We start from the raw sequence: 25776 nt of genomic DNA on the forward strand, positions 1-25776 counted from the left end.
TTCACCATACCCGCGACTGCGGACGAGCATTTGTGGCAATAGACCAGGGGATCAAGGCATTTGCAGAAAACAGGGAACGACGGAAATTCAAAATCATGTTCACCTCTCAGAGGTTATATTTCTTGCATATGTGCCAGAACATCCCCATAGCCGGCAGGAACAAAATCCGGCCCCCGTCCGGAAGACCCGAAAGCCGGTGAGAAAGCAAGGAAAGTATTTTTGCCCGTACAAACCTTTGGTAAAATTAATGAAAGAGTTCAATGGATGAAACATCGCATCAGACTGACTTCCGTTCGCACCCTGAATATCAAAGCTCCCGCTTCCTTCGCAGCACAAAAACACCCATTCCCTCCTATTGAACTTTGTCCACATCCTCCCTTTTCATTTGGAAAGACTTTTTCTCTTTTTGAAATGCGCGATTCCGATCGGAAAGGAGGAATAAAGCACATGCTGATCAAATGGATCGTCTGCCAAGTGCCTGAAGAAAAGCGGGCTGACTTTTCCAGAGCACAGGAGTCCTGGAAGGATCTGGCGGGCGCAGACGGATTTTACTGGCAGCGGGGCGGCTGGAACCGACATCGTCCCTCTGAGGCTTGCATCCTCTCCTGCTGGCGGGATCAACACGCTTATGATCAGTTTATGGCCTCACTTCATGACACCATTTTTCAGGCGAACCACCAGCAACAGACGTACGAATCCATTGCCGTCACCTTGGCCGATATCATCATGGAAATCCCGGACAAAGGCAGCATCACCCGCACCTTAAAGGGAAAATGGCTGCGGGCCGCTGACTGCATGATTGCCCCTGGTCAGGAGACACACTTTCTCAACGTCCAGCAAACGGTTTGGAATCCGGCGCTCGCCCAAAGCGCAGGCATGTTCGGCGGAATGGTGGCAAAAGCGATCCATCCCCCTGTCCGTTACCTGATCTTCAGTTTCTGGGAAGAAGAAGCCCAGCGGACATACACAAAAAAAGTTGCCCAGCTGCGGCAACAAGCCGAAACAGACCGAGATACAATCACGATCACCGGTTATTTGGTTGAAGAAAATGAACGTTGGCTGGTGACAGGCTAGCATCCCCCGCCTGCCGACTGCGAACGATGCAGACGAATCCCGCCGGCAAAGCGGTTCAGACCCCCGTTTTGCCAGCGGGATTCGTTGACCACCGACGTCTGGCCGTTCCTGCAACCGGCTGAACGTTTCCTCTATTTTAACCTTCACCGAAACGAACGAACCATCACCTGATAATTGCCTTCCTCACGCTTCACTTTAAAATCAAGGCGGTCATACAAACCCTTGGCCGGGTTGTTTTTATGAACCGTCACAGACAATCCCGGATACCCTTCGAGCCGTGCCTGGTCAATCAGACGGGTGAGCAGTTGCCGGCCCAGCCCCTGATTTTGATATTCCGGCAACACAGCCAGAATCAGTTCGGGAATTGCCTCGTCAACGAAGCCGAACCCGGGTTCCTCTTTGCTGAACTGACGAAACCAGACAGCCCCGATCGGCTTTTTCTCCTTTTTCAAAGCAACAAAAAAACCCAAATCTCCCGGTTGTCCCCAGTTGTCCAAATACCGCCGATGCTCCGGTTTCTCAAGCAAACTCTCCTCTGCGGCTCCATCCCCGGGAACAGTGAGCGCCATAGTCAAAAAATCCTTGAGAAAGGGGGCGTCTTTCGGTCTGATGATGCGAAATACAAGCTCCAAGGTGTTTCATCCCCTTTTGTCATGATCAGCCACATTGTAAGCCAAAGTGTGAGCTTCGGATAAGAACCTATATTCGACCGTCACCGACAGTTAACCTGCTAAACATTTAAATATTATAGAAAAAAATGTGAATAAAAACAGCGGTGCGCGTTACATAACCGTTTTTTGAAAACAAACCTGCTTTGCTCGCTGCCAACAATTTTGACAATGAAAATAATTTGAGCAACACCGTAAAGATCCCCGTCGCAGGCGCGTTGATTTGCAAACCAGCTATGTACAGCTGTTGTGTGTCAACAGGACAATCCCTCTTCAACCTGTTCAAGTATAACAGACCAATATGACTCTTCATCCGATAAAGCTTTTGAATCCGCTTGATTAAATTGCCGTTTAATCTCATTCACTATTACTGATCTCTTTTCTTCATCATCTTCGCACTCCATCGCATTCACCAACTGAGGGCGGTAACGCAAATAGATCTTTAAAAACATAAGGAATTTCCCTATATCCGAATTAATAAATCTCCTTTGTACAGAAACTGGATCAGCACTTAAAAAATAGAGTTCCCCTGTTTCAACATATATTCCTATCTCGCTTCCTTCATTATCACCTAGAATGATATAATCACCGCCTTGAGCTAAACGGGGTTCGTTATAAAAATGGATATAAAAAGGATCTTCTTTCATTTCTTCTGCATTCATCGGTAATCCAACCGTTGCAAGAATTTCTTTGGTTTGCTGTGTCAGGTCAAACGGATCAAGTGTTCCATCATTGATTGTCACCAGATCCTTATCCCAACCATTCATGATTTCGTCCCTTAAGAAATCCATATAACCTTCTTCCTCTCAGATTGATGTCTTGGGCCGATTTTCAAATCCTGTGAATGCGAAAACATGTCGATCAGTTTTTTGTTGTTTTGGAGAAACTGAAGTACGAGGGAACATATCTACATTTAATTAATATTAAAAGCAAAACCTGCCACGAAAAAATCGGACAGGTTTTGTATATAAGCTGATCCTATTGCTTTAGCATCCTTTAGACTCCATAGGTTTGCCCATCAGTTTATTTGTCAAAAACAGTGCGGGCAGAATGCTAATCACCATGAAGATTAAGCTCGTAATAAATCCTGTGTGGTAAGCATCAGTAATGTTAACTGCCGTAACATCCTTCACATATTGAGCGTTACTGACTACTGTTGCCAAAATTGCGGAGCCAAAGGCGGCCCCAACGTTTTGGATAATGCGGGTGGCAACGCTGGCTGCCGGGACCTGCGGCTTCTGAAGTCCTACGTAAGAATCACTCATCACAGGGATCGTGATTCCTCCAACGCCTATTCCGCGTACGAACAGTACAAGCCATATGAGCCACTGCGCTGTTCCGGCATCAAAATATACAAATGGAAGCGTAGCAATGATGGTTATGCCGATTGAAGGCAATACGACAAACCTGGCTCCGAACTTATCAGTCATTTTGCCGACCAAAGTCCGTATTACCAGCGTTCCCACACCTTGGGGAATCAGCCAAAGTGCCGATGTAATGACGTTCAGGCCGCGTACATTTTGAAAAAACATCGGAAAGAGAAGCATAGGCCCATTGGTGGCGAATCCGGCTAAAAATAAAGAAAGAAACGATGCGCTGAAATTTTTTGATTTGAACAAATCCAGCGGTATCAATGCCTGATCCTTTCTCTTCCATGCATAAAGCAAGTATGCAATCAGCGAGACGGTGCCAATCACAAATGCAAGGATGCCTGTTGCTCGCATGCTCTGTGTCCTGATCTCCGTCACTCCAAAGACAAACATCCCCGATAACATTGCCAGCAACAGAATACCAAACCAGTCCAGTTTTGCAGATTTATCCACAGCCTCGAACTTCGGCAGCTTCCATTTTGTAATAAATATTGCAATAACCCCAATAGGAAGGTTTACAAAAAACAACCATTGCCACTGTAGGTGCTGTAAAATCAATCCTCCGATGACCGGCCCGACAATCGGGCCAAAAACAATCGGAAGCCCGACAATGGACATGATACGCCCCAAGTTTTCACTGCCGGCGGCTTGCACAATCAAGGCGGTAAGCGTTGGAATTATGATGCCTGAAGCAAAGCCCTGCAGCGCGCGAAATGCGATTAAGCTCTGCATATCCCATGCAAGGCCGCATAGCAGAGATCCTGCCAAAAACAAGCCCATTGCGCTCATATATACTTTTTTGCCGTCAAACCTTCGCATCATCCAACCGGAAAATGGAACGGCAATTCCCAAAGCCAAGACATATCCGGTCACAACCCATTGCGTAACGACAAAGCTGGCAGAGAACACTTTTGCCAAATTATTTACTGCAATATTGACAATGGTGGTATCCAGCATCGGCGGGAGTGCACCGAACACTAAAATCCACGCGATGCTGATAATTCCTTTTGGTAATTTTTCTTTTTCCAATATCTCCACCCCTTAAGGTACACTTTGCACCTTATAAGTATACACGCTTTTAAAATAAGGTGCAACATGTACCTTATTTTAATCCCGACAAAATGGTATAATGTTTTAGAACCAGTTGCAAAACTTACTTGTATACTTAATTATTGCTGGAAAGAGGTTGGACACAGGAATGAACAATTCAGGCAGGAACATGCGCAGGCGCGGAGACGCACTGAGTGAAAGCATTTATGATGCCACTATAGAAATGATCCAAAAAGTTGGCTATACCAATCTTACATTTCAGCAAATCGCGCAAGCCGCAAAAACAAGCCGTACCGTAATGTACCGCCGCTGGAAAACCAAATATGATTTGATTCGCGAAATAATGGTATATAAAATGACGAACATACTGGGCGGTGAATTGATTGACAGGATTGAGGACACAGGAAGCCTGCGTGGTGACTTGCTACAGTTGCTTACACTTTATCAAAGCATTTATGCAGAGATTGGACCTGAAATAATGAATGCGATTTTATTTGAGATAGGGCAAGACCGCAAAAAAAAGATTGAAATTGAAGTTAACGCCACAAATAAAAATATCCTGGTCATGCGTAAATTGCTCGGGTTCGCCAAAAACAGGGGTGAAAAAATAAAAGAGGTCAGCGATGCGACACTGACCCTGCCTTTTGACTTGATCCGTGTAGAAAATCTTCTGCGGAAAGATGTGATTGACAGAAACCGGCTTGAGTTATTGGTTGATGAAATACTGCTTCCGGTTTTTCTTGCATAACGTCCATTCCCAAGGAACCGGAAAAGTTCGATGAACGACTGGCACAATTTATGGAATGATCTAAATATGTTTTTGAAAAAAACCAGAATAAGCTCCGGAAGAAGAATAAAGCACATACCAAATCAGCAATCGGGAATAAACAATGAACTTTCGTGATACTCCCAGGCAGGTACCGTTTATGTAAGTATATTATAAAAATTTCATTTATCTGATAATAATCATCCGGGTTTCCTGACATTGTCACTGCCAACACAGTGATTCCGCAAAAGCTCAATGCCTGGAAACCCTTTATTTACAAGTTTTTCAGCCCTTCTATTGATCCTCCCTTGTCATCAATGTCACACTCTCGACATGTGCCGTTTGCGGGAACATGTCAAGCGGGACCACTTTTTTCAGGCTGTAGCCCCCGCGCAGCAAACGGTCGCAATCTTTGGCCAGCGTGGCTGGATTGCAGGAAACATAGACGATCCGCGGCACTTTAAGGTTGAGAAGGGTGTCGATCAAAGCATCATGCAGACCGGTTCGGGGCGGATCGACGACCACGACGTCCGGCCGCAGCCCTTCTCCGGCCCAGACAGGCAAAAGCGCTTCCGCTTGCCCTGTGTAAAACTCGGCATTTTCAATCCCGTTTCGCTTTGCATTCTCTTTCGCATCAGCAACCGCATCGGGAATGACTTCCACCCCGATCACCCGTTTGGCTTTTGCCGCCAGCCAAAGCCCGATCGTTCCCACACCGCAATACGCATCGACAACCGTTTCCGTTCCGGTAAGGTGAGCCACCTTGGCCACTTCATCATAAAGCTTTTCCGTCTGCAATGGGTTTAATTGAAAGAAAGCACGCGGGGACAGCAGAAAAACCAGATCACCGATGCGTTCTTCCAGTTTTTCTTTCCCCCACAACAGGCGGTTTTTCTCACCCAAAACCAACGAGGTTCGGTTCGGATTGTGATTGAGGATGATGCTTTTCACCTGCGGAGCCTGTTTGCACATTTCCGCAACAAAGGCTTGTTCCTGCGGGAAAGTTTTCGTCCTGGTCACGAGAACCAGTTGTATTTCCCCGGTTGCAAAGGAAATTCGCGCCACCAGATGACGCAAAACCCCTTCATGCTTCTTCTCATCATAGATGGAGATTCCCAGTTTCTCCGATATATCCCTGGCGGTTTGCAACGTTTTGTTGATAAGAGGATGCTGCACCAAGCAATCACTCACATCGACCAAACGCCGGGATGAGGCAGAATACATCCCCATCACGACCTTTCCCGCGATCATGCTGACAGGAAGCTGTGCTTTATTGCGGTAAAACCAGGGATCATCCATGGTAATCGTCGGCTCGATCGGAATCGTGGAAAGCCGGGTGTATTTTGCAAATGCCTCCTCAAGCAACTCCCGTTTCAAACGTCGCTGCATTCTCCGATCGATGTGTTGCAGTTGGCAGCCGCCGCATTGATGGTAAACCGGACAACGCGGCTCGACCCGGTAGGCTGACTTCTTTTTCCATTTGATGAGCTTCGCCCGGACAAACGAAGGTTTCACCTGAGTGACGCGGGCGCTGACGATTTCTCCAGGGATAGCGCCGTCAATAAACACTACTTGTTGCTGATGGTAACCGATCCCTTCGCCGTTGATGCCGATGCGGCGGATCGGAACTTCAATCACCTGTCCTTTTTTCAAGCGAACTTTATGCTGATACTCCGTTTTTCCCATCTGACTTATCCCTTTCCCATATGATCTCATAACGATTCCTTGAAGAGCATGGACTGCCTTTTTGAACAGCTCCGGAACCTCATCCCCGCCCCGTCCCCTCTTTGCGGCAGAGCCCCTCTCCTCTTTCATTACTCCGTCCCGCACTCCTGATCCCAAACATTTTACCATTTTCCCCAAGGCATGGGACAGCAAGTCAAAGAAAACAAAGATTGTTGAAAGAGTTTTTAAAGCGGAGTCTGCCGGATCCGGGCGTTTCTCTTTGCCCCCGGTTACTTTCCATAAAGGACGCGGCTGAAAAACACTCCCCCGCTTCACCTGAACATCTGCCAACTTTCAGCCATCGCTTTCCGATGGAGCATCCTTCTTCCTCTCAAATCTTTTTTCCGCTATGATATATTAAAACGAAATAAGCCCGGAAGCTTCTGTTCCTTCCGGGCGATGAAACAATGACGGCTGATGGGTGGCAATGTCATTCCTTTCAAGGGGGGGTTCTTATGAATATTCGCCCTGCGATGATCGCAGATGCCCGGGAAATCGCCAAAGTGCATGTGAAAAGCTGGCAAACCACGTACAGAGGCATCGTGTCAGAGGATTATTTGACCAGTCTCAATCCGGAAGAGAGCGCAGCCCGCTGGGAAAAACATCTGCGCAGTGACAGTGTGACGTATGTGGCAGAAACACCGGAGAAAAAAATCGCCGGATTCATCTGCGGCGGCAAAATCCGAAGCCAACAGCCGGTGCAAACCGGAGAGGTTTATGCGCTTTACCTTTTGCAAGAAGTACAGAGACAACAACTCGGAACCCGGTTGATGCGGCAGCTCGCCGAATCGTTACAAAAGCAAGGATGCAATTCTCTCGTGGTCTATGTAATAAAAGACAATCCTGCCAGGCGCTTTTATGAAAAGCTCGGTGCCATCCCCGTGAACTCGGAAACCTCTTGGATCGGGGATCAGGAAGTAGAAGAAATCCGGTATGAATGGGTCTCGCTTGATTCACTTTTAAAAAAGGCTGAGCAATCGACCACACATCAATGACAAAAACTCCCTCTTGCAGTCCACCGTGCGACAGGCCGCTTTTCACGGGATCAGGTCAAGAGCCGGAGAAAAGGCTGGACGGGGTAAGAACGGAAACAAATTTGTCACAAATTTCTATTTGATATAATAATCAAATCATTCGATAAACCATTTATGACATCTATTGATAAAAGCATCGGACAAACAACAGAACCGTTTAAAATTCCGATCCTTTTCTATCGAATTCATTCTGACAGTCGGAGGAGGAAAGGAGTATAATAAAGAAAGGCAGCACGACAACTTCGTATCCCTCCCTCCCCCTCGTTGGCAGGGGGGCTTTTTGTCACCCAATCTATTATTCGCATCCAAACTTCGTTTTTTGTCCCCGTCGGACGATTTTTTTGTAAAAAAACAGACGAACATGCCGAAGATGTCCGTCTCAGCCTCGTAACGGAGTTTCAAAAAAAGTCACCGGATCTTGGTGCTGTTCTTTGCTCCCGGTTCCTTCGTCACAAAATACCGTAATCCCCCGCAGTTTTATCCAACTGTCAATCGCGCCATTTTTTCTTCTTTGCTTTTCACTGATCCTCCCAAAAAGACCGGACGCTTGGTAACGATTTGTGCATTCCGTCCCGTTTTTGTGATCAAATCCGCCTCTGTCTCTTCATTCCATCCCGATACGATACAGCCGATTTCCGTTTCCCTCTCCTTCTGCCTGAACGCCCAGCCGTGGAACTCCATTCCCCGACCGCTCCAGCGCTTTACCTGCTCCTCCCAGTCAGATTCCGTAACCGCATCTCCCGAGCGCAAGTAAATAAACTGTGTTCCCGCTTCTGCCGCCCCTTCGACAATCCAGGGTTCGGCCTTTTTGACCCGTCGGAAGGACTGCCAGCGTTCGATGTTGCACAAATCTTCGACCATGGCACTGGCAGTCGGATTTTCACCCGCTCCCTGCCCGATCAAGGTGAGATCCTGAATCCGGTCACCCTCGAGGTAAACGGCATTGTATACATCATTTACCTTTGACAGCAAATGCGATTTAGGAATGAGCGTCGGACAGACAGAACAGGCGATCGGCCCGCTTTCGCCAAATTGCTCCGCCTGGGCCAACAGTTTTACCGTATAGCCGAGCCTGTCCGCCAGTTCCAGCTCACCTGAAGTAACGTCGGTAATTCCCCGGCAGCGAATTTGCTCGACGGGAACATCGGCATCAAATGCCAGCCGGATTAAAATGGACAATTTATAAGCCGCATCACGCCCTTCGACATCGGAGGAGGGGTCAGCTTCAGCATATCCTTTTTCCTGCGCCTCCTTCAGAATTTCTGTGTATTCGCGTTTTTGCTCACTCAATTGCGACAGGATATAATTCGTCGTTCCATTTAATATCCCGCAAATCCGATAAACATGATTTGCCTTCAGGAAATGTTCCAGGGTGCCGATCACCGGAATTCCGCCGCCGACACTCGCTTCATACAAGAGCCGTACCCCATGCTGTTCCGCCAGTTCTTCCAGCTCGCGGCCGTGTTTGGCGATTAACTCCTTATTGGCTGTCACGACATGACACCCTTTTTTGATCGCTTCGATCAGATAGGTGCGGGCTGGTTCAACACCTCCTATCGCCTCAATGACAACATGGATCTGCTGGCGCAAAATCTGGTTATAATCGTCGGTCAACAGATGATGGATCTCCTGTATTTCCCGCTTTTTCTCGAGGTTTTTGACCAGAATGGAACGAATATTGAAAAATCTGCCCGTGCGCCGGGCGATCACATCCTGATTCTGCTGAATCATCTTAAAAACTCCGCTTCCCACTGTTCCCAAACCGAGAAGTGCCACCTGAACTTGTTCCACGCTCTTCCCCTCCTGATCCAAAATAAAAACCCCCTTCAGATAAGAAGAGGGTTCTGTTCCAAGAAAAACCTTTGCCTTCTTATCTCTCAGTGCCAGATGCACTGCAGGAATTAGCACCTTGTTTGCCCATACGGGCAAAACGGTTGCCGGGCTTCATCGGGCCAGTCCCTCAACCACTCTTGATAAGAAATGAAGGATATTCTCTTTATCGTGACATAGTTGAAATTATTATGGAATGGATAACCCTGATTGTCAAGATCCAATGTCAAATAATTTCGTTTTTCAAAACGCCGAGCCTCTCGATCTCCAGTTCAACCTGATCACCGGGTTCCAGCCAGCGATGCACTTCTTCCCCCAATTCCAAGATACAGCCGGTGCCCACCGTGCCGGAGCCAATCACATCACCGGGGGCCAATACACATTCGGACGAGGCCCGTTCAATCATTTGCGCAAATGTCCAATAGAGATCCTTGACATTGCCCCTGGAGACTTCGCGGCCGTTGATGCGCGCGGTCATCTGTAAATCCCAGCGCTCGCCCTGCCTGCGGTCCTCCAGTTCATCCAGAGTGACCAGATACGGACCGAGCGATGTGGCAAAATCTTTTCCCTTGGCCGGGCCCAGACCTACCGCCATTTCCTGCCGCTGCGCATCCCTGGCGCTCCAGTCATTCATGATCGTAAAGCCGGCGATATACTCCAGTGCCTTGTCACGGGCAATATTTTTTCCTTTTTTCCCGATAATACAGGCAATTTCCAATTCAAAATCGAGGCAATGGGTATACGACGGCTTCTTCACTACATCTTGGTGGCCGACAACCGCATGGTGATTGGAAAAATAAAAGACAGGAATCTGGTACCATTCCGGAACCATATCAAGGCCGCGTCGGGCCCGGCAGGTTTTCACATGCTGTTCAAAGGCGTAAAAATCACGGACGCTGGGTGGAACCGGAAGCGGGGAAAACAATTTTACCTCTTGCAGGGGAATGGTGACAGGTTCCCCCTCGACAAACAATCGCTCAAGCGGCTGCAAACGAATCAGCCGATCCAGTTCCTTCAGTAAAACAAGTTCCCCCTCCCCTCGTTTTAAACAAGATAGCAGATCGGTGGCCAATTCGTACGGAAGGGAAACACCTTTTTCTACTTCCAGCCACTTTTGCGCAAATCCGACATCAACCACATGCCGGCCGATAATCCAACCAAACCTCGCCCCGGCATCATCGCGGGTATGAATGTTCAGGTCGTCCTCTTTCACTTTGTATGTAACCAGTTTCAAACCGTATCCCCCCTTAGCTTAAGCATATTCGCGCCAAAATATCTTTTGCAAGTGCCTGAAGAAAAACAGACTTTATCAAGATCGGCTCGCACGATCTTCATAAAGTCTGTACAACAGGCTCTTTCGCCGTCAGTGTTTCGCGCACGATCCGCCGGCTTGCTCCCGGTGAGAGAAGCGGCGTAAATCTCTCACGAATCCGCTGGCGATTAAAGCCGGGCGAAAAAAATTTTTCAATCTGAATGCGAATGGTGGAGGGACGTGTAATCATCGCCACCCGATGATGCAATAAATACTGCTGGTTTGCTTCTTCCTGGCCGGGAAAAGCCTCAAAAAGAAACATCGGTAATCGCTTGGCAATCGCTTCACTGATCGTCAGGCCACCCGGTTTTGTCACAAGCAGATCAGCAGCCGACATGAACAAGGCCACATCGCGCCGGAACGCTTCAATGAGAATATGGGGACAATCGTGTTTTTTCTTGAGACGTTGGTAGAGATTGTGGTTTTTTCCGGTTAAAACGACAAACTGAATCCAGGTGAATCCCTTCAGCTCTTCGACAATTTGTTCCAGCGGACCCAGGCCTGTACCGCCGCCCATGATGAGCACCACGGGCCGGTTTGGATCAAGCCCCAACTGCAAGCGGGCCTCCAAAGCGGAAACTTCTTCATAAAACGCGGGATTGATCGGGATGCCCGTTTCCAGCAATTTCAATCCCGTTTTCCATTGAATGCGTTCCAGATCCCCGCGCCTGAGCAACTGTTTCGGTACACACAAAACATCCGGAACCCTGGCGAGCCAAATCGGGTGCAACTCATAATCGGTAACCACGCCGACAGTAAGAACGTTTTCCCAGTCAGCCGGACAGAGCAGTGTGCCGAAGGGATGGGTCGTCACAATGCGCGCCGGTTCATCCGGAAAGAGCTGGCTCAGTTTTTTCCGGATCGTCCAACCCATTTTTTCGATCATCTCGCTCGAGACATAGCGAATAATTTTATTGTGATGAGTCCAATCATAAAGGTAATGATACAGGGTTGGAAATTTATTCAACATACCCTGATAACCGGATTGCAACAGGGGATGGAAGGATCCAGGAATCAATTTTAAAAGGTCGACCACTTCAACCGAAAGATGCGGCCGTTGTTTTGCAAATTGGCATTCTAACGCTTTCGCAGCAGCATTATGGCCTGTCCCAAATCCCATTGAAAGCAGCAATATGCGTTCGATAGCGATTCCCCCCCTTTGCACCGTTCATCCCCATTATACTTTTCCCGTCCCGTCAATGGATAAAATCCACATTTTTTATGAGCAATATTAACCATCTTTCAATCTTTCCGAGCCATCGACCGTTGCGCCAAGCGGACCATTTCTTTTACCATGTTTCCGCCGATGAACCCGCCGATTTTCCCTGCATCTTCTGCCCGGATGTCTCCATTTCCTCCTCTTTTCCGGAGGGGGATATCAAACTGTTTGGCCACTTCCATTTTTACGTCTTCCGGATTGGTTATATTCGTCCCGAGCACCTGGTTTACCACTTCTTTTTTAAAGCGGTTCACCCCTTCTTCAGCACCCGGAACCAACAGGCGATTTCTCCCCCGCCTCGGCATGCAAACCACCTCCTTGAAGGTAGTGTGCGAGTTATGGACCGTGATTATGAGGGGAAGCCGTATTTTTATATTCTACACTATTTTAAACACCGAGCAAAAGAAAAAGGAGATGGTTATTTCAGAAACAGATGATTGCCGATGTGAATCGCTTTTCGGTGCTTCGCCTTTTTCTCCATCCAGGTGGAGGTGGCAATTTCAGGGTTGTAATAATAAAGGGCTCCATGCGTCGGATCCGCCCCTGCCAGCGCTTCTTTTACCGCCCGATACGCTTCCTGATCCGGTTTTAAATGAATCTGCCCGTCATCGACCGCAGTAAAAGCGTTGGGCTGGTAGATCACCCCGCGAATGGAATGAGGAAATTCATCGCTTTGGACGCGGTTGAGAATGACAGCGGCCACAGCCACTTGTCCCTTAAACGATTCTCCGCGCGCTTCCCCGTAAACGGTGTGGGCCAGGAGGGCTAATTCCTCCGGCGAAACACGCATCTTGGGGCGATGCCGTTCCGGATGATGTTTCACTTTGGGTTCCCTGCGCATATCCCTGTCGCTCTTGCTGACTTGTCGTAAATGATATTTCCTCGTCACGTATTGAACCGCTGCGTCCGCAAACGTGGTCTTATTTGTCCAGTCTTTATAGTTAAAACCCGCTTGTAATTGCTGTTTCATTTTCATGGCAACACTCTCTTGTTTCATCTTGACCAGTGTGATCTTCTTCTCCGCTTCAGCCTGACGCTGTTGAAAGGGCAATATCCCCAGCGTCAGCAAGAATGAAACGACAAGCGGGAAGGTTATTTTCGCAATATTCACTCAATTACCTCCCCTATTGTTTATTCCCTTTCACACCGCCGTTTTATGAATGAACCTGCGCCTGAAAGGGGTGAAATTAAATACAAGTATTTTAATTTTACATCAGTCATTCTATAGCAATCCTCTGTGCACCTCAATAGTAAGTTCCTGCCAGTTAATCCGGACAAACGCGTACTCTGTTCGATTCGCCCCCGGCACCCGAAAGATGCAAAAAACCTCCAGCCGGGAAAGGCTGAAGGTTTTTTTGTACCTGATATATTAGCCGCGTGCAGCGAGGAAGCGTTTGTTTACTTCTTCCCAGTTGACCACGTTCCAGAATGCTTTAATGTATTCCGGACGTTTGTTTTGATATTTGAGGTAATAAGCATGCTCCCAAACATCGAGCCCGAGGATCGGGGTTCCGCTGCCGTCCATCAGCGGATTGTCCTGGTTCGGGGTGCTGAGGATTTCCAGTTTGCCGTCTTTGACAACGAGCCAAGCCCAGCCGCTTCCAAAACGTTTGGCCGCAGCATCGGCAAATTTTTCTTTGAATGCGTCAAAGCTGCCGAAGGTTTCGTCAATGGCTTTGGCTACTTCGCCGGTCGGTTGTCCGCCGCCGTTCGGGCTGAGAATTTGCCAGAAAAGGCTGTGGTTGGCATGACCGCCACCATTGTTGCGGACAGCGGTGCGAATGCTTTCCGGCAAGGCATTCAGGTTGGAGATGAGCTCTTCCACCGTTTTTTCCCCTACGTTTTGCCCTTCAATCGCAGCATTCAGATTGTTGACATAGGTTGCATGATGGCGATCATGGTGAATTTCCATGGTTTGCGCATCAATATGCGGTTCCAGAGCGTTAAAAGCATAGGGTAAAGCCGGCAATTCATATTTAGCCATATCAAACCCTCCTATGTAATCATTAAAAATAGATCCTTGGCAAAGGCCAAGGGAGTTAAATCAAATTGTTACACCTCTTTATTATTATGCTAAAAATCGATTCTTATAGTCAACCTAAACGGACCCGTTCGCAAAAATCTTCTCCAGGCAAGTCACATCTTCCAGGATAAAATCAGCACCCAACTCTTCAAATTTCGCCCGTGCCGCCTGCCCCGTCAACCCGGTCAAGGTGGCGGCAAAATCGCACCCCATCTTGCGGGCGGCCAGGAAATCCGCAACCGAATCTCCGACGATCAAAATTTGTTTTCCATCGGCAAGCGGTAAAGCTTCCCGCAGGCATGCAGAAATTTCAGCTTCTCTGCCCAGATACGCTTTCACATAGGTATACGGCTCCGGCTTTCCCAGCGGGGCAAACTCCGGATAAGCCTCTTCCGCAGCAATGACATCCGTGGCCGTCGCAATATGATTTTCCGCAAACAGCGGGAAGAGATCCAACTGTTCAAACGGAACCTTTGTTTCCAGGAAGGACCGTCCCGTCCCGATGCCGATCGTAATCCCTTGCTCACGCAAACCGGTCAACAGCTTGCGGATCTTCTCCGGCTGTGCCAGCGGAATCTCCTGATATAAAAAACCTTTTTTGCCCGATTCCCTCGCGTCTCTCCCTTCGGTCTGCCTGTAAAGCTCCGCTCCGAGATACCATTCCTGATAAACCGAATATCCCAGTTCCCATAATGAGCTGTTGCGGGAAAACTGGGTGACCGGAATGGAAAACCACTCGGAAGCGAGTTCATTGAAATAGGTGAGTAACTCATGTTTGCTGATCGCTTGCTTCCCTTTGAAAAGTTGGGGAAATGCCGCAAATGATGGCCGGAACGAGGCGATTTCCGCTTTGCCCCAGCCGGCCAAGGAACGAAGGGATTCTTCGGTAATCGGTTCAAGCAAAAACCGTTCCACCTTTTCTTTATGCCGGGGTACCAGAGTTTTCAAAAGCTGCAAAAGCTGTGCGGAAAATCCCAAAAAAACCATATCCCAATTGGAATTGATTCCCTTTGACTTCATCCAGTCCAAAACGCGGTCATGATCAAACACGGTCTCCCGGATGAATCGAATCTGCTCTTCCCCGGGCTGCGTCGTATGCCTGTCTTTTTCCGCCGCCAAAAAATGCGGAGCGTAGAGCAGTTCCCAAATCGACAAGGCCGAAGCATCAAAGCAGCGTTCTTCACTTAAAAAAACTCCATCGACATCAAATAATATCATCTTGTACAAAGCCGGTTCCTCCTACCGATGTGCAATTTGCTTTATTGTAATAAAGGAAACAGAATACTGCAAGGCTTCCGTCATCGTGATGTGCATAAATTTGGATGACCGCATCTTTAATAATTTACTAATCTCGTAAAAAACAATACTTCACATCGCATAATGAATAGATTATGATCGAAATAGACAGAAGAAATTTGCCATTTTTTGTCCGTTGCGAGCATAATTCCCAAACATAAATGGGAGGGGAAGACTCATTGCCAAAGAATAAATGGCTCCGCTATCTTTCCTGTCTTGTCGCGCTCGCGCTGATTGTGATCCTGTTTCCTGCCAACACGCACGCGGCCGCTTTTCCCGATTACAAGATCGAAGTGAACAAAACCACCAATAAACTCTATCTCTATCAAAACGGAAAAGTGATCCGGTCCTATCCCGTTGCCACGGGGCGAAGCAAGAATCTGACGCCGGAGGGAACTTTTCCGATTGTTGTGAAAATCGTAAACCCGGGATGGAAAAACATTCCCGGCGGACGGGCCGACAACCCTCTCGGGGTTCGTTGGAACGGAATCAGCGTTAACGGCGACCGCGGACGTACTTATGGCATCCACGGGACAAACAATCCCCATTCGATCGGAAAACATGTTTCCAATGGATGCATCCGCATGAATAACAAAGATGTGATCGCCTTATACAACACGATTTATGAGGGAACCCCCGTCTGGATTCACTCCGGCAAAAGCGATAACCATTGGCGGGGTGACAGTCGCGTCGGCTTAAAGCCTGCCACGGGTACGGCCACCATTACCGGACAAAATGTGAATGCGCGCACCGGCCCTTCCACAGGGTCATTTGTTCTGACCACCTTAAAAAAGGGAACGCGTCTGTCGTTGACCGGGATCTCCGGTGACTGGTACCAGGTGAAATTGCCAAACGGGCGCACCGGTTTTGTCTACAAACCCTACGTAAAAATCTCGGGCGTTAAGACCGGACCGGCACCGACTCCGGCTCCGCAGTTCCATTCGGCGAACGGCCAGATTGCCATCACGGTTAACAGGGCCAATATCCGCACAAGTCCCAGCTTGAATTCAGCCATTTTCACGCAGGCCGGCAAGGGAAGCAAATTTACATTGACTGCCGACAGCACGGAATGGTATCGGATTCGCTTGAGCAGCGGAAAAACGGCCTACGTCCATCATTCCGTGGCAAAGGTTGTTTCAACCGCAAAGCCACCTGCATCCAAACTGACGGTCACGGCCTATCTTGCCAATATCCGTTCTGCTCCCTCGCTTTCCGCATCGGTTCTGCAACGCGTAAGCAAGGGCACCATACTTACGAAGACAGGGTCTGCAGGCGATTTCTTTCAAATCCGCTTAAAGAGCGGGCAAACTGCTTATATTCATAAGTCCTGTGTAAAATAATTCCATGATACTCGCAACGGTTTATCGGGCGCCGGGGAATGCGCCCGTTTTTCTTTTTGCCTCCACTCCTCAGGGGCTGTCGGCACCATGTATCTCTCTTTTTCCGGCTCGTGGTCGCTGCCCGATAAATAGAAAGGAGTGGAATATCTCCACTCCTCCACATTTCATTTTAACGACAGCATGCGATCCAAAGCTACTTTGGACCATTTTTTCGTTTCTTCATCCACTTCGATTCTGTGAATCGGGCGGCCTTCCAGGATACTTTCCAATGCCCACAGCAAATGCGGACGGTCGATCCGGTTCATCGTCAGGCAGGGGCACATGGTGGTGCTGAGCAATACGATTTTCTGTTCCGGATGCTCCTCCGCCAGGCGGTGAACCAGATTCACTTCGGTTCCGATCGCCCATTTGCTTCCGGGCGGAGCGGCTTCAATCGTTTTAATGATATAGTCCGTTGAACCCGCCTGATCAGCGAGCTGCACCACTTCAAAAGAACATTCGGGATGGACAATCACTTTCATCTCCGGATCCTGTTTGCGGATGCGGTGAATCTGCTCGGGGGTAAATTTTTGATGCACGGAACAATGCCCTTTCCACAAAATCATCCGCGTATCCTGCAAACTCCCTTTGTTCTCTTCGAACTGGCCGCTTTGCGGATTCCATATGACCATTTGCTCCAGCGGAATGCCCATTTTGTAGGCTGTATTTCTTCCAAGATGCTGGTCCGGCAAGAAGAGGATGCGTTTTTTCTGTTTAAAGGCCCACTCCAGAACGAGATGCGCGTTGGACGAAGTGCAGGTCGTTCCCCCGTGCCGTCCGACAAACGCTTTGATCGCCGCGGTGGAGTTCACGTAAGTGACCGGAATGATCGTGTCCCCAAACTCCTCCTGCAACACTTCCCATGCTTCTTCCACTTCTTCAATATCAGCCATGTCCGCCATCGAACAGCCGGCCCTCAAATCGGGCAAAATGACCATTTGCTCATCCTGCGCCAGCGTATCCGCTGTTTCGGCCATAAAATGGACGCCGCAGAAAATAATATACTTGGCCTCTTTCTGCTCTGAGCCAATCCGGGCCAGGCGCAGGGAATCACCGCGAAAATCGGCAAATTTGATCACATCATCCCGCTGATAATGGTGTCCCAAGATCACAAGATCTTTGCCCAGCCGCTCCTTGGCGCTCCGGATTCGCGCATCCAATTCTTCGCTTCCCATCGTACGGTACTGTTCAGGCATTTCCATATCGACATAGCCAAGCAGATCCATCGCCATCAGGCATCCCCCGTTCCTTTTTCAAAGTCCAAACTGATATCGAGTGAGGTGACCGAATGTGTTAACCAGCCGAGCGAAACGGCATCCACACCTGTTTCGGCAATCGCGCGAATCGTCTCCGGTGTGATTCCCCCCGACGCTTCCGTCCACACTTTTCCATCGATCAGCCGTACGGCTTCCCGCATGGTCTCCAGATCCATATTATCCAGCAAAATGGCGTCTACATCGTATTTCAAAATCTCTTTAACCTGATCCAGCGTGTCCGCTTCCACTTCGATTTGCACCATATGACCGACATAGTTGCGCGCCTTTTCAATCGCTTTGGCCAGACTGCCCGCCATCGCAATATGATTGTCCTTGATCATCACCCCGTGGCTTAAGCCAAAGCGGTGATTGCTCCCCCCGCCGACGCGGACTGCATACTTCTCCAGCTGGCGCAAACCCGGTGTCGTTTTGCGGGTATCCAGCACTTTGCAATTCAAACCTTCCAGTTTCTTTACCAACCGGCGGGTGATGGTGGCGATGCCGGACATGCGCTGCAACAGATTGAGGGCAACCCGTTCCCCGGTCAAAATGGCACTCGTCGGACCGGAGATTCGCGCAACCGGAGTCCCTTTTTCCACTTCCGCCCCTTCCTCGACCAATGCCGTCCAGGCAATCTGCGGCTCCAGCTCTTCAAACACCATCTTCGCCACGGGCAAGCCCGCAATGACGCCGGGTTGTTTGGCGATAAAGACACAAGAGCTTTGATGCCCGGCAGGAACGAGCGCTTCGGTCGTCAAATCCCCGACTCCCAGGTCTTCGTTCAAAGCTTCACGAATAAATTGCCGTAACGCAACTGTGTTCATCCTTGGTCCCCCTTAAATCACATTGTGCCTTTGCACCCAATCCGGACTTGGATCAGGATAGTCAAAGCGATAGTGACCTCCGCGGCTCTCTTTGCGCCACAATGCTGCTTTCATGATGATTTGTGCAGTTGTTAACATATTTAAACATTCCAGCATACCGGGTCTCACTTGTTTTTTTACTTCATCCAACAGGGAAAGCCCCTGTTTAAGCCCCTCGGACGAGCGAACAATTCCCGCGTGATCCCACATGATCTCCCGGATGCGGTCTTTGATCGTTTCCTCAGTTTGCTTATCACTGCACAAAATTGGAGATACAAATTCTCCGTCAAACGCCGCTCCACTCCGCTCGCTGTAGGATGAAAGCTCCGCCGCCACTCTCTGCGCGAAAACCGCCCCCTCCAAAAGCGAGTTGCTCGCCAGCCGGTTGGCTCCATGCACTCCGGTGCAAGCGACTTCCCCACAGGCAAACAACCGCGGAAGCGAAGTCCGGCCTTGGAGATCGGTACGAATTCCGCCCATGATAAAATGAGCCGCCGGTGTAACCGGGATCAGGTCATGTTCGGGATCGATGCCGCAAAGCACCGCCTGGCGATGGATTTTGGGGAACCTCTCCTTAAATGTCCGTCCCAGCTTCGTCGCATCCAGATAAACGGATCTCCCTGCTTGCATTTCCATATAAATCGCCCGGGAAACCACATCACGCGGCGCCAAGTCTTTCCAAGGGTGAACCCGCTCCATAAATGCTTCACCCTCATCGTTTACCAGAACCGCTCCTTCTCCCCGAACCGCTTCGGAAACAAGAAACATCGGGTTTTGCTCGACTGCCAGCGCGGTCGGGTGAAACTGGATAAACTCCATATCCATCAACTTGACTCCGGCACGGTGAGCCATCGCAAATCCATCGCCCGTCGTGACAAGGTGATTGGTCGTATACCGGTAGATTTGACCGCAGCCACCGGTCGCCAGGACAACCCCTTTTTTTGCAAAATAACCAATCGGTTCCCGATCCGGATCCGCGACGACCACTCCGGCACAAACTCCGTCTTTTACCAGCAAATCGGCTACCATCGTATGCGTTTCAAGAGTGATGTTTGCATGCGCGACGGCCTGCTTCAACAACGCGGATGTGATGCCGGCGCCGGTTGAATCTCCCATCACGTGCAAAATTCGGGAAACGGTATGCGATCCTTCCCGACCGAGTGCAAACTGATCTCCTCTTTTGTCAAAGGGAGTTCCCCAATCCGATAACATCCGGATGGTTTCCGGAGCCATTTTTACCATGCATTCCACCGATTTCGGATCACAAAGTTCCACACCGGTACGCAAGGTGTCCTCGAGATGCAATTCAGGCGAATCGTCTTCCCCGATCGCCGCCGCAATCCCCCCCTGGGCCCGGTAGGAATTGCTGTCGGCTTTCTGCGACTTGGTCAAAACGGCAACTTTTCCCGTTTCAGCCAAAGAAAGCGCTGTCACCAATCCTGCAATACCGCTCCCTACCACCACGTAATCGGTCATTTCTCGGATCATGTTTGTTTATCCTTTCACAAATTCTTAACAAATTGCTCACCTTTATTTTCTCAGGATTGTTCAGAAAGTCAACCACCAAAATTATCTTTTTCATTTTAAATCAGAAGGTAACAGAGAAAAATGTGATTAATCTCACTTGCCTCTCGATTGGTTTTTTGACAGATTGGCAAAGTGAGACCTATCTTTTTCTTTTTTCGCTATAATAATGAAAGAACAATTTCAGGAAGCGGAGTTGGGTGTATGAAAACCATTTATCTCGATTATGGAGCCACCAGTCCGGTCAGGGAGGAAGCGCTTCAAGCCATGCTCCCTTATTTCAGGGAAAAGTACGGCAACTCCGGCAGCATTCACGACTTCGGGCAAGTCAGCCGCGAAGCGATCGAACACGCCCGCCGGCAAGTGGCTGAAGCGATCGATGCCGACTCTCCGCGCGAAATCATTTTTGTCGGCAGCGGCACCGAAGCCAACAATCTCGCCTTGATCGGAGCAGCTCGCAAACACAGAAACAAAGGCAACCACATCATTACTTCTTCCATCGAACATCCGTCTGTGCTGGAAGCCTGCCGTCAACTGGAAAGAGAAGGATTTGAGGTGACATACCTCCCTGTCGACCGGTTCGGGCTTGTCCGCAGCGAAGATGTGAAAAAAGCCCTTACGGATAAAACGATTCTCGTCAGCATCATGGCGGCCAACAACGAGGTCGGAACGATACAGCCGATCGCGGAAATCAGCCGGCTGCTGAAGAGAAGTTCCATTTTGTTTCATACCGACGCCGTGCAATATTTCGGAAAAGTCCCCATGTCCGTGGCCGATCTGGGCGTGGATCTGCTCTCGATCGGCAGTCACAAGATCGGAGGTCCAAAGGGAATCGGCGCTTTGTACATCCGTAAAGGGGTGCGAATCGAACCCCTTTTCCACGGCGGCGGTCAGGAACGGGGATTGCGTCCGAGCACGTTAAATACCCCGGCCATCGTCGGGTTTGGTGCAGCCGCCTATTTGGCCGCACAGGAAGCGGAAGCGGAATCCGCGCGCTTAACCCGATTGCGGGATGCTTGTTGGCAGCGCATCCGTGATGAAATCGGCGAAGTGGTGTTAAACGGTCATCCCACCCGGCGCTTGCCAAACAACCTTAATCTGAGCTTTCACCGCGTGGAGGGGCAGGCCGTGTTGTTGGAGCTTAGTCGCAATAAAATTTATGTTTCCAGCGGTTCGGCTTGCAGTGCGGGAAAACATGCCGCTTCCCATGTGCTGATGGCCATGGGCACAGATGAAGAAACAGCTTTTCAAAGCCTGCGAATCACGTTTGGAAAAGAAACGACCGAAGCTGAACTCCAGCGTTTTATCACCTGTTTGAAAAAGGTGATGGATGAACTGCGCTCTCTTTTAATCAATGAATCCTAAAGATGGAGGATCGACTCATTGGGTAAGTTTTTCTCCGTTATACTCAGACTGATCGTCATTTTCGCTGTCGCCTTTGCCGCCTGGATTTTGTTCTTCACCCTGCAACAGATGAACTATACGGAGCCTGACCAGGTATACTTAAGCGGAACACCGATCTCACACGCTTTTGTGTTCGCCTTTTTTTGCCTGGTCGCCCTTTTTATCACCATGTTTATTCAACAACGGAAAAATCCGGGCCGTCTCAAACGGCTGTTCTTCCTTTTTTCGGCCTTTTATCTGCTCTGCAGCCCGTTTGTGGTTCTCTCCTTTGACAACTATCTGCTGGTCACCCGGCGTGGTATCGCCTACAACGAATTTTGGAATATGGAAACCATGAAAGCCAAGCGCTGGCAAGATATCGATCACATCGAGCTGGATTATCGTCCGGAACGTTGGCCGTTCAATCCAGGCCCTTACCGTTTGGTCTACCTCGTTTTCTTTAAGGACGGGCAAACAGTGGATTTGAACAATTATAATTCTCCCCTGTACGACGCCAGGGAGTTTGAGGCGATTCACCGGACAATGATCAAGCAAGGGATTCCGATCGAGATCGCGCGGCAACTGCCCGGCGATACCAATCCGCACTCTTTTCTCTACAAGATCTATAAGATGGAACCATGAGAAACCCCCCTCTCACCGGAAGAATCGAGAGGGGGGTTTTGCATGGTTATTTGGCCAGTTCATAAATCGCCTGGGCATAGATGGCCGTCGCTTTTAACAAGTCTTCAACCACAATGTGTTCATCCCGCTGATGTGCCGTTTCTTCCCGTCCCTTGAACAATGGCCCAAAAGCGACTCCGACATCGAGGACGCGCGCATAAGTGCCTCCGCCAATCGCCAACAGTTCTGCTTTTTCTCCGGTTTGCTCCTCATAAACCTTGGACAAGATCCGAATCAGGGAATGATCGGGTTCAACAAAGTGGGCGGGTTTATGGTCGATCTCCGTGATGCGGAAATGATCGTCCGCCAGTTTTTCTTCAATCGCCTCGCAAATTTTTTCTCCCTCACCCGATTTCGGATAGCGGACGTTCAGGCGAATCATCCGTTCACCTTCCGCTTCATAGCTGAAAATGCCGGCATTCACCGTCAAACGGCCTGTAAACTCGTCTTCCATGGCAATCCCCAGTTTTTCTCCGAAGAAGCTATCCACCAGATAGCGATTGATTGTCTCAATGAATTGCCGCCCTGCGGAATCGAGCGGAATTGCAGCCAGGAGCCGGGCCATTTCCAATGCGGCATTCAACCCTTTTTCCGGTTCCGATCCATGATGGGCACGCCCTTTGATCGAGATGGTAACTCCTTCATTTCCTTCTTCGGCATATCCCTGTATTCGATGGGTCAGCAAAAAGTCCTGCACTTTCTCTTTCAGTTCAAACACATCGCCTTCGCCCGCCAGCTTCACTTCTGCCAGGTCAGGAACCACATTGACCCGCTGTCCCGCTTTGAATTGCACCAGTTTCCATTCGCCGTCTTTCGCTTCGCTCTTTTCATTGGTTCCCGCAAAACGAAGATCCAAAAGTCCTTTTTCCGCCGAGATAATCGGAAAGTCAGCATCGGGAGAAAATCCCATTGTCGGCATCTCTTCACGCTCAAAATAATGTGCCATACAACGCCACTGCGATTCTTCATCTCCGCCCAAGATGAGACGAGCGCGTTTGGACAGCGGCAAACCGAGTTCCTTGACGATTTTGAGGGCAAAATAGGCCGCCATCGCAGGTCCCTTATCATCGATGGCTCCCCGTGCATACAATTTTCCGTCACGAATCTCCGGGGCAAAAGGAGGAGAGGTCCATCCGTCACCGGCCGGAACGACATCGACATGAGCGAGCACGCCGATCAGTTCTTCTCCTTCCCCGTATTCGATATGCCCTGCATAGCCATCGACATTTTTGGTTTTAAAACCGTCCCTCTCGCCCAATTTCAGCATATATTCCAGCGCTTCGGCAATTTTCCGGCCAAACGGGGCTCCCAATCCGCTGTCGGCCTCATCTAAAACGCTTTCAATCGCCAGGAACTCTTTCAGTTCTTCCAGCATCTCGTCTTTGCGTTTGAGGACTTCATCGTACCATGCCACCTCTGTCATCAACGACTCCTCCTGCTTTTTCCATATCATATGCCGTTTTTCTCCCCTTCCCTTATGTATCAGCCCAAACCGGAATTCATACTTTAAATTTAAAATAATTGGAGGCATTTGAGCCTTTAGCTTGGAAATTTTTGCTTTATTTTTTCACTGCTTTTACTATATCACGCCTGTCCTGTTTCCGCCAAATCAGCAACGAAAAAATCGTTCCTTCATGCCGTGCCAAAAAGAAAAAACAGCCTGTTCGTCATGATGAACAGGCTGTTGCCGCAGCTTAGGGTTCAAGGAATTTCAAGGCCATATACAGTAAGTACGACATCACGGCTGTTCCCGGCAAAGTGAGCACCCAGGCGTAGATAATTTTGCCGGCAACGCTCCAGCGGACACTGCGCAAGCGTTCCGCCGCTCCCACCCCGATGATCGAGCCGGTGATGGTGTGTGTCGTACTGACGGGCACTCCGATTTTCGCCACCGTGGTCAGCAAAAAAGCAGCTCCCGTCTCTGCGGCAAAACCTTGCGGGGTTTCCAGGCGACTCAGACGCGATCCAATCGTATGAATCACTTTACGTCCTCCTGCCGCTGTTCCCACCCCCATGATCAGTGCCGATGCAGCTGTGGCCCACCATGGAACCGTAAATTGCGAGTGCGAACCGAAAGCGAAGAGAGCCATCCCAATCACTCCCATCGCCTTTTGCGCATCAGACGCACCATGGCTGAACGCCATAAAAGCGGAGGAAAGAATCTGCAAATACTTGAAGATCGTTTTCACCCGCGAACGGGGGATATTGCTGAAAAATCCGCGAATCAATTTGATGATGGCAGCACTGACGATCCCGCCCAGAACGGGAGAAATGAGCATCGCAATTAAAATCGTAATAATGCCGTGATATTGCAGGATCGAAGGACCCTTGTAAGCCAGGGCGGCACCGATAATGCTGCCGATCAGGGCGTGGGAAGAGCTGGTCGGCAATCCCATTAAAACCGTAATCACATTCCAGACGATCACGGCGATTAACGCGGAAAGAAGCACAATTAAAGTAACATAATGGATGTTGACAATATCTTCCCCAATCGCTTTGGCCACTTCCGTTGAGAAAAACGCACCCGCCAAATTGAGAACAGCTGCCAGCAAAATGGCCATCCACGGCGACAGCGTCCGCGTACCGACCACCGTCGCAATCGCATTGGCGGTATCGTGCCAACCATTGGTAAAGTTAAAAACCAGAGCAAGCGCGATCACAGCCACCAATATCCAAAAAGGATCAAGCATACTTCATGACCACGCTTTCCATGATATCCATCACGTCTTCAAAGGTATCTGTCACGTCCTCCAGTTTTTCGTAGATTTCTTTCATCTTGATTAACTGGATCAAGTCGACCGGCTCCTCAAACAGAGAGCTGATTCCTTCACGCATTAATTTATCCGCTTCATTCTCCAGCATATTGATTTCAATCGAGATCTTGCGAATCCCGGCATAGTCCCTTTTTTCCAAAGCCCTGAAGGCGTCTTGCAGGTACACGGCCGATTTTTCAAAGATCTCCCCAAATTTGCTGAGATACGGGGTGGGATTGTCAACATGCATATAAACGAAACGGGCGGCACACGCTTCGATCCCGTCGATCACATCGTCCAAGGTTTGTGCCAATTTTAAAATATCTTCATGATCGAGCGGAGTCACAAAGGTTTGATTCAACTCTTTGATGAGCAGGTGAGTATACTCATCCCCTTTGCTTTCCAGCTCTTTGATTTGCTCCGCATATCTTTCTTTCTCTTCGAGTGTTTCCACATTCTCACGGAACAATTGCACAGCTTCAATGATATTGGCTGTGGCATCCACCATCATTTGATAAAAAAGGCGATCCTTAGAGCGGTTAAAAAGCACGTGATTTCCTCCCAGTCAAC

General features: G+C 49.3%; 23 protein-coding genes and 1 riboswitch. Of the genes, 6 read left to right on the forward strand and 17 right to left on the reverse strand.

Going from position 1 to position 25776, the window contains the following annotated elements:
- Positions 1–447 precede the first annotated feature (447 nt).
- Positions 448–1074, forward strand: coding sequence for a YdbC family protein (locus I8U17_RS01385; protein ID WP_198055164.1), 627 nt, complete (start codon positions 448–450; stop codon positions 1072–1074).
- 143 nt (positions 1075–1217) lie between these two features.
- Here the strand turns inward: I8U17_RS01385 and I8U17_RS01390 are convergent, their stop codons facing one another.
- The 3 genes from I8U17_RS01390 to I8U17_RS01400 form a co-directional block, all read right to left on the reverse strand.
- Complete coding sequence (locus I8U17_RS01390; protein ID WP_052154465.1) at positions 1218–1706, reverse strand: GNAT family N-acetyltransferase; 489 nt, start codon at positions 1704–1706, stop codon at positions 1218–1220.
- A gap of 290 nt (positions 1707–1996) precedes the next feature.
- Entirely contained in the window at positions 1997–2533 is a 537-nt protein-coding gene (locus tag I8U17_RS01395) for an SUKH-4 family immunity protein (protein ID WP_198058920.1), read from the reverse strand.
- A 195-nt stretch (positions 2534–2728) separates the two neighbouring features.
- Positions 2729–4141 carry an MDR family MFS transporter gene (locus I8U17_RS01400; protein ID WP_198055162.1) on the reverse strand — a complete coding sequence of 471 codons (1413 nt, stop codon included), beginning with the start codon at positions 4139–4141 and terminating at the stop codon, positions 2729–2731.
- A 169-nt stretch (positions 4142–4310) separates the two neighbouring features.
- On the opposite strand from I8U17_RS01400, the gene I8U17_RS01405 reads away from it, so the two are divergent.
- A complete protein-coding gene (locus I8U17_RS01405; protein WP_033102395.1) occupies positions 4311–4910 on the forward strand; it encodes a TetR/AcrR family transcriptional regulator in 600 nt (199 codons plus the stop codon).
- Between the two features lie 312 nt (positions 4911–5222).
- Here I8U17_RS01405 and rlmD read toward each other — a convergent pair whose 3' ends face one another.
- Positions 5223–6614, reverse strand: coding sequence for a 23S rRNA (uracil(1939)-C(5))-methyltransferase RlmD (rlmD, locus tag I8U17_RS01410; protein WP_232330820.1), 1392 nt, complete (start codon positions 6612–6614; stop codon positions 5223–5225).
- Positions 6615–7108: 494 nt separating this feature from the next.
- Between rlmD and I8U17_RS01415 the strand changes: the two genes are divergently transcribed.
- A complete protein-coding gene (locus tag I8U17_RS01415) occupies positions 7109–7648 on the forward strand; it encodes a GNAT family N-acetyltransferase (protein ID WP_198055161.1) in 540 nt (179 codons plus the stop codon).
- 516 nt (positions 7649–8164) lie between these two features.
- Here I8U17_RS01415 and I8U17_RS01420 read toward each other — a convergent pair.
- From I8U17_RS01420 to I8U17_RS01450, 7 genes are all read right to left on the reverse strand, one after another.
- Positions 8165–9478, reverse strand: coding sequence for a homoserine dehydrogenase (locus tag I8U17_RS01420; RefSeq protein WP_198055160.1), 1314 nt, complete (start codon positions 9476–9478; stop codon positions 8165–8167).
- Positions 9479–9554: 76 nt separating this feature from the next.
- A riboswitch (SAM riboswitch) is annotated at positions 9555–9667 on the reverse strand.
- Positions 9668–9743: 76 nt separating this feature from the next.
- The gene (locus tag I8U17_RS01425; protein ID WP_033102394.1) at positions 9744–10751 is read right to left on the reverse strand and encodes a fumarylacetoacetate hydrolase family protein; all 1008 of its coding nucleotides are present in this window, start codon (positions 10749–10751) and stop codon (positions 9744–9746) included.
- Positions 10752–10848: 97 nt separating this feature from the next.
- Positions 10849–11994 (reverse strand): MGDG synthase family glycosyltransferase, encoded by a 1146-nt coding sequence (locus I8U17_RS01430; protein WP_152568643.1) that lies wholly within the window; start codon positions 11992–11994, stop codon positions 10849–10851.
- Between the two features lie 77 nt (positions 11995–12071).
- Entirely contained in the window at positions 12072–12353 is a 282-nt protein-coding gene (locus I8U17_RS01435) for an alpha/beta-type small acid-soluble spore protein (RefSeq protein WP_033102392.1), read from the reverse strand.
- A 113-nt stretch (positions 12354–12466) separates the two neighbouring features.
- Positions 12467–13159, reverse strand: coding sequence for a cell wall hydrolase (locus I8U17_RS01440; RefSeq protein WP_370589196.1), 693 nt, complete (start codon positions 13157–13159; stop codon positions 12467–12469).
- A gap of 258 nt (positions 13160–13417) precedes the next feature.
- Positions 13418–14032, reverse strand: a complete 615-nt coding sequence (locus tag I8U17_RS01445; protein ID WP_033102390.1) for a superoxide dismutase — start codon at positions 14030–14032, stop codon at positions 13418–13420.
- Positions 14033–14146: 114 nt separating this feature from the next.
- The gene (locus I8U17_RS01450; protein ID WP_232330840.1) at positions 14147–15289 is read right to left on the reverse strand and encodes an HAD family hydrolase; all 1143 of its coding nucleotides are present in this window, start codon (positions 15287–15289) and stop codon (positions 14147–14149) included.
- A gap of 257 nt (positions 15290–15546) precedes the next feature.
- Here I8U17_RS01450 and I8U17_RS01455 point away from each other — a divergent pair, with 257 nt between their 5' ends.
- A complete protein-coding gene (locus I8U17_RS01455; protein WP_232330821.1) occupies positions 15547–16707 on the forward strand; it encodes an SH3 domain-containing protein in 1161 nt (386 codons plus the stop codon).
- Between the two features lie 164 nt (positions 16708–16871).
- Here the strand turns inward: I8U17_RS01455 and nadA are convergent, their stop codons facing one another.
- Genes nadA through I8U17_RS01470 form a run of 3 tightly spaced genes read right to left on the reverse strand, consistent with a single transcriptional unit; the run spans position 16872 to position 20353 of the window.
- On the reverse strand, positions 16872–17978 hold the full coding sequence (gene nadA, locus I8U17_RS01460) for a quinolinate synthase NadA (protein WP_370589197.1): 1107 nt from the start codon (positions 17976–17978) through the stop codon (positions 16872–16874).
- Positions 17978–18826 carry a carboxylating nicotinate-nucleotide diphosphorylase gene (gene nadC / locus I8U17_RS01465; protein ID WP_198058922.1) on the reverse strand — a complete coding sequence of 283 codons (849 nt, stop codon included), beginning with the start codon at positions 18824–18826 and terminating at the stop codon, positions 17978–17980. The genes nadA and nadC overlap by 1 nt, the downstream gene beginning before the upstream one ends.
- Before the next feature lie 12 nt (positions 18827–18838).
- On the reverse strand, positions 18839–20353 hold the full coding sequence (locus I8U17_RS01470; RefSeq protein WP_033102387.1) for an L-aspartate oxidase: 1515 nt from the start codon (positions 20351–20353) through the stop codon (positions 18839–18841).
- A 240-nt stretch (positions 20354–20593) separates the two neighbouring features.
- Here I8U17_RS01470 and I8U17_RS01475 point away from each other — a divergent pair, with 240 nt between their 5' ends.
- Together I8U17_RS01475 and I8U17_RS01480 are read left to right on the forward strand one after the other, a co-directional pair.
- Positions 20594–21754 (forward strand): cysteine desulfurase family protein, encoded by a 1161-nt coding sequence (locus tag I8U17_RS01475; protein WP_033102386.1) that lies wholly within the window; start codon positions 20594–20596, stop codon positions 21752–21754.
- Between the two features lie 18 nt (positions 21755–21772).
- The gene (locus I8U17_RS01480; protein ID WP_033102385.1) at positions 21773–22414 is read left to right on the forward strand and encodes an Asp23/Gls24 family envelope stress response protein; all 642 of its coding nucleotides are present in this window, start codon (positions 21773–21775) and stop codon (positions 22412–22414) included.
- Between the two features lie 46 nt (positions 22415–22460).
- Here I8U17_RS01480 and pepV read toward each other — a convergent pair whose 3' ends face one another.
- The 3 genes from pepV to I8U17_RS01495 all read right to left on the reverse strand — a co-directional run bounded on the left by pepV (position 22461) and on the right by I8U17_RS01495 (position 25756).
- Positions 22461–23876: a dipeptidase PepV gene (pepV, locus tag I8U17_RS01485; protein WP_033102384.1), complete on the reverse strand. Its 1416-nt coding sequence runs from the start codon at positions 23874–23876 to the stop codon at positions 22461–22463.
- Positions 23877–24147: 271 nt separating this feature from the next.
- Positions 24148–25143 (reverse strand): inorganic phosphate transporter, encoded by a 996-nt coding sequence (locus I8U17_RS01490; protein ID WP_198055153.1) that lies wholly within the window; start codon positions 25141–25143, stop codon positions 24148–24150.
- Positions 25136–25756, reverse strand: coding sequence for a DUF47 domain-containing protein (locus tag I8U17_RS01495; protein ID WP_033102382.1), 621 nt, complete (start codon positions 25754–25756; stop codon positions 25136–25138). Before I8U17_RS01495 ends, I8U17_RS01490 begins: the two co-directional genes overlap by 8 nt.
- Positions 25757–25776: the final 20 nt, after the last annotated feature.

The sequence above is a fragment of the Thermoactinomyces sp. CICC 10521 genome (genome assembly GCF_016055135.1).
GTDB classification, from domain to species: domain Bacteria; phylum Bacillota; class Bacilli; order Thermoactinomycetales; family Thermoactinomycetaceae; genus Thermoactinomyces_A; species Thermoactinomyces_A daqus.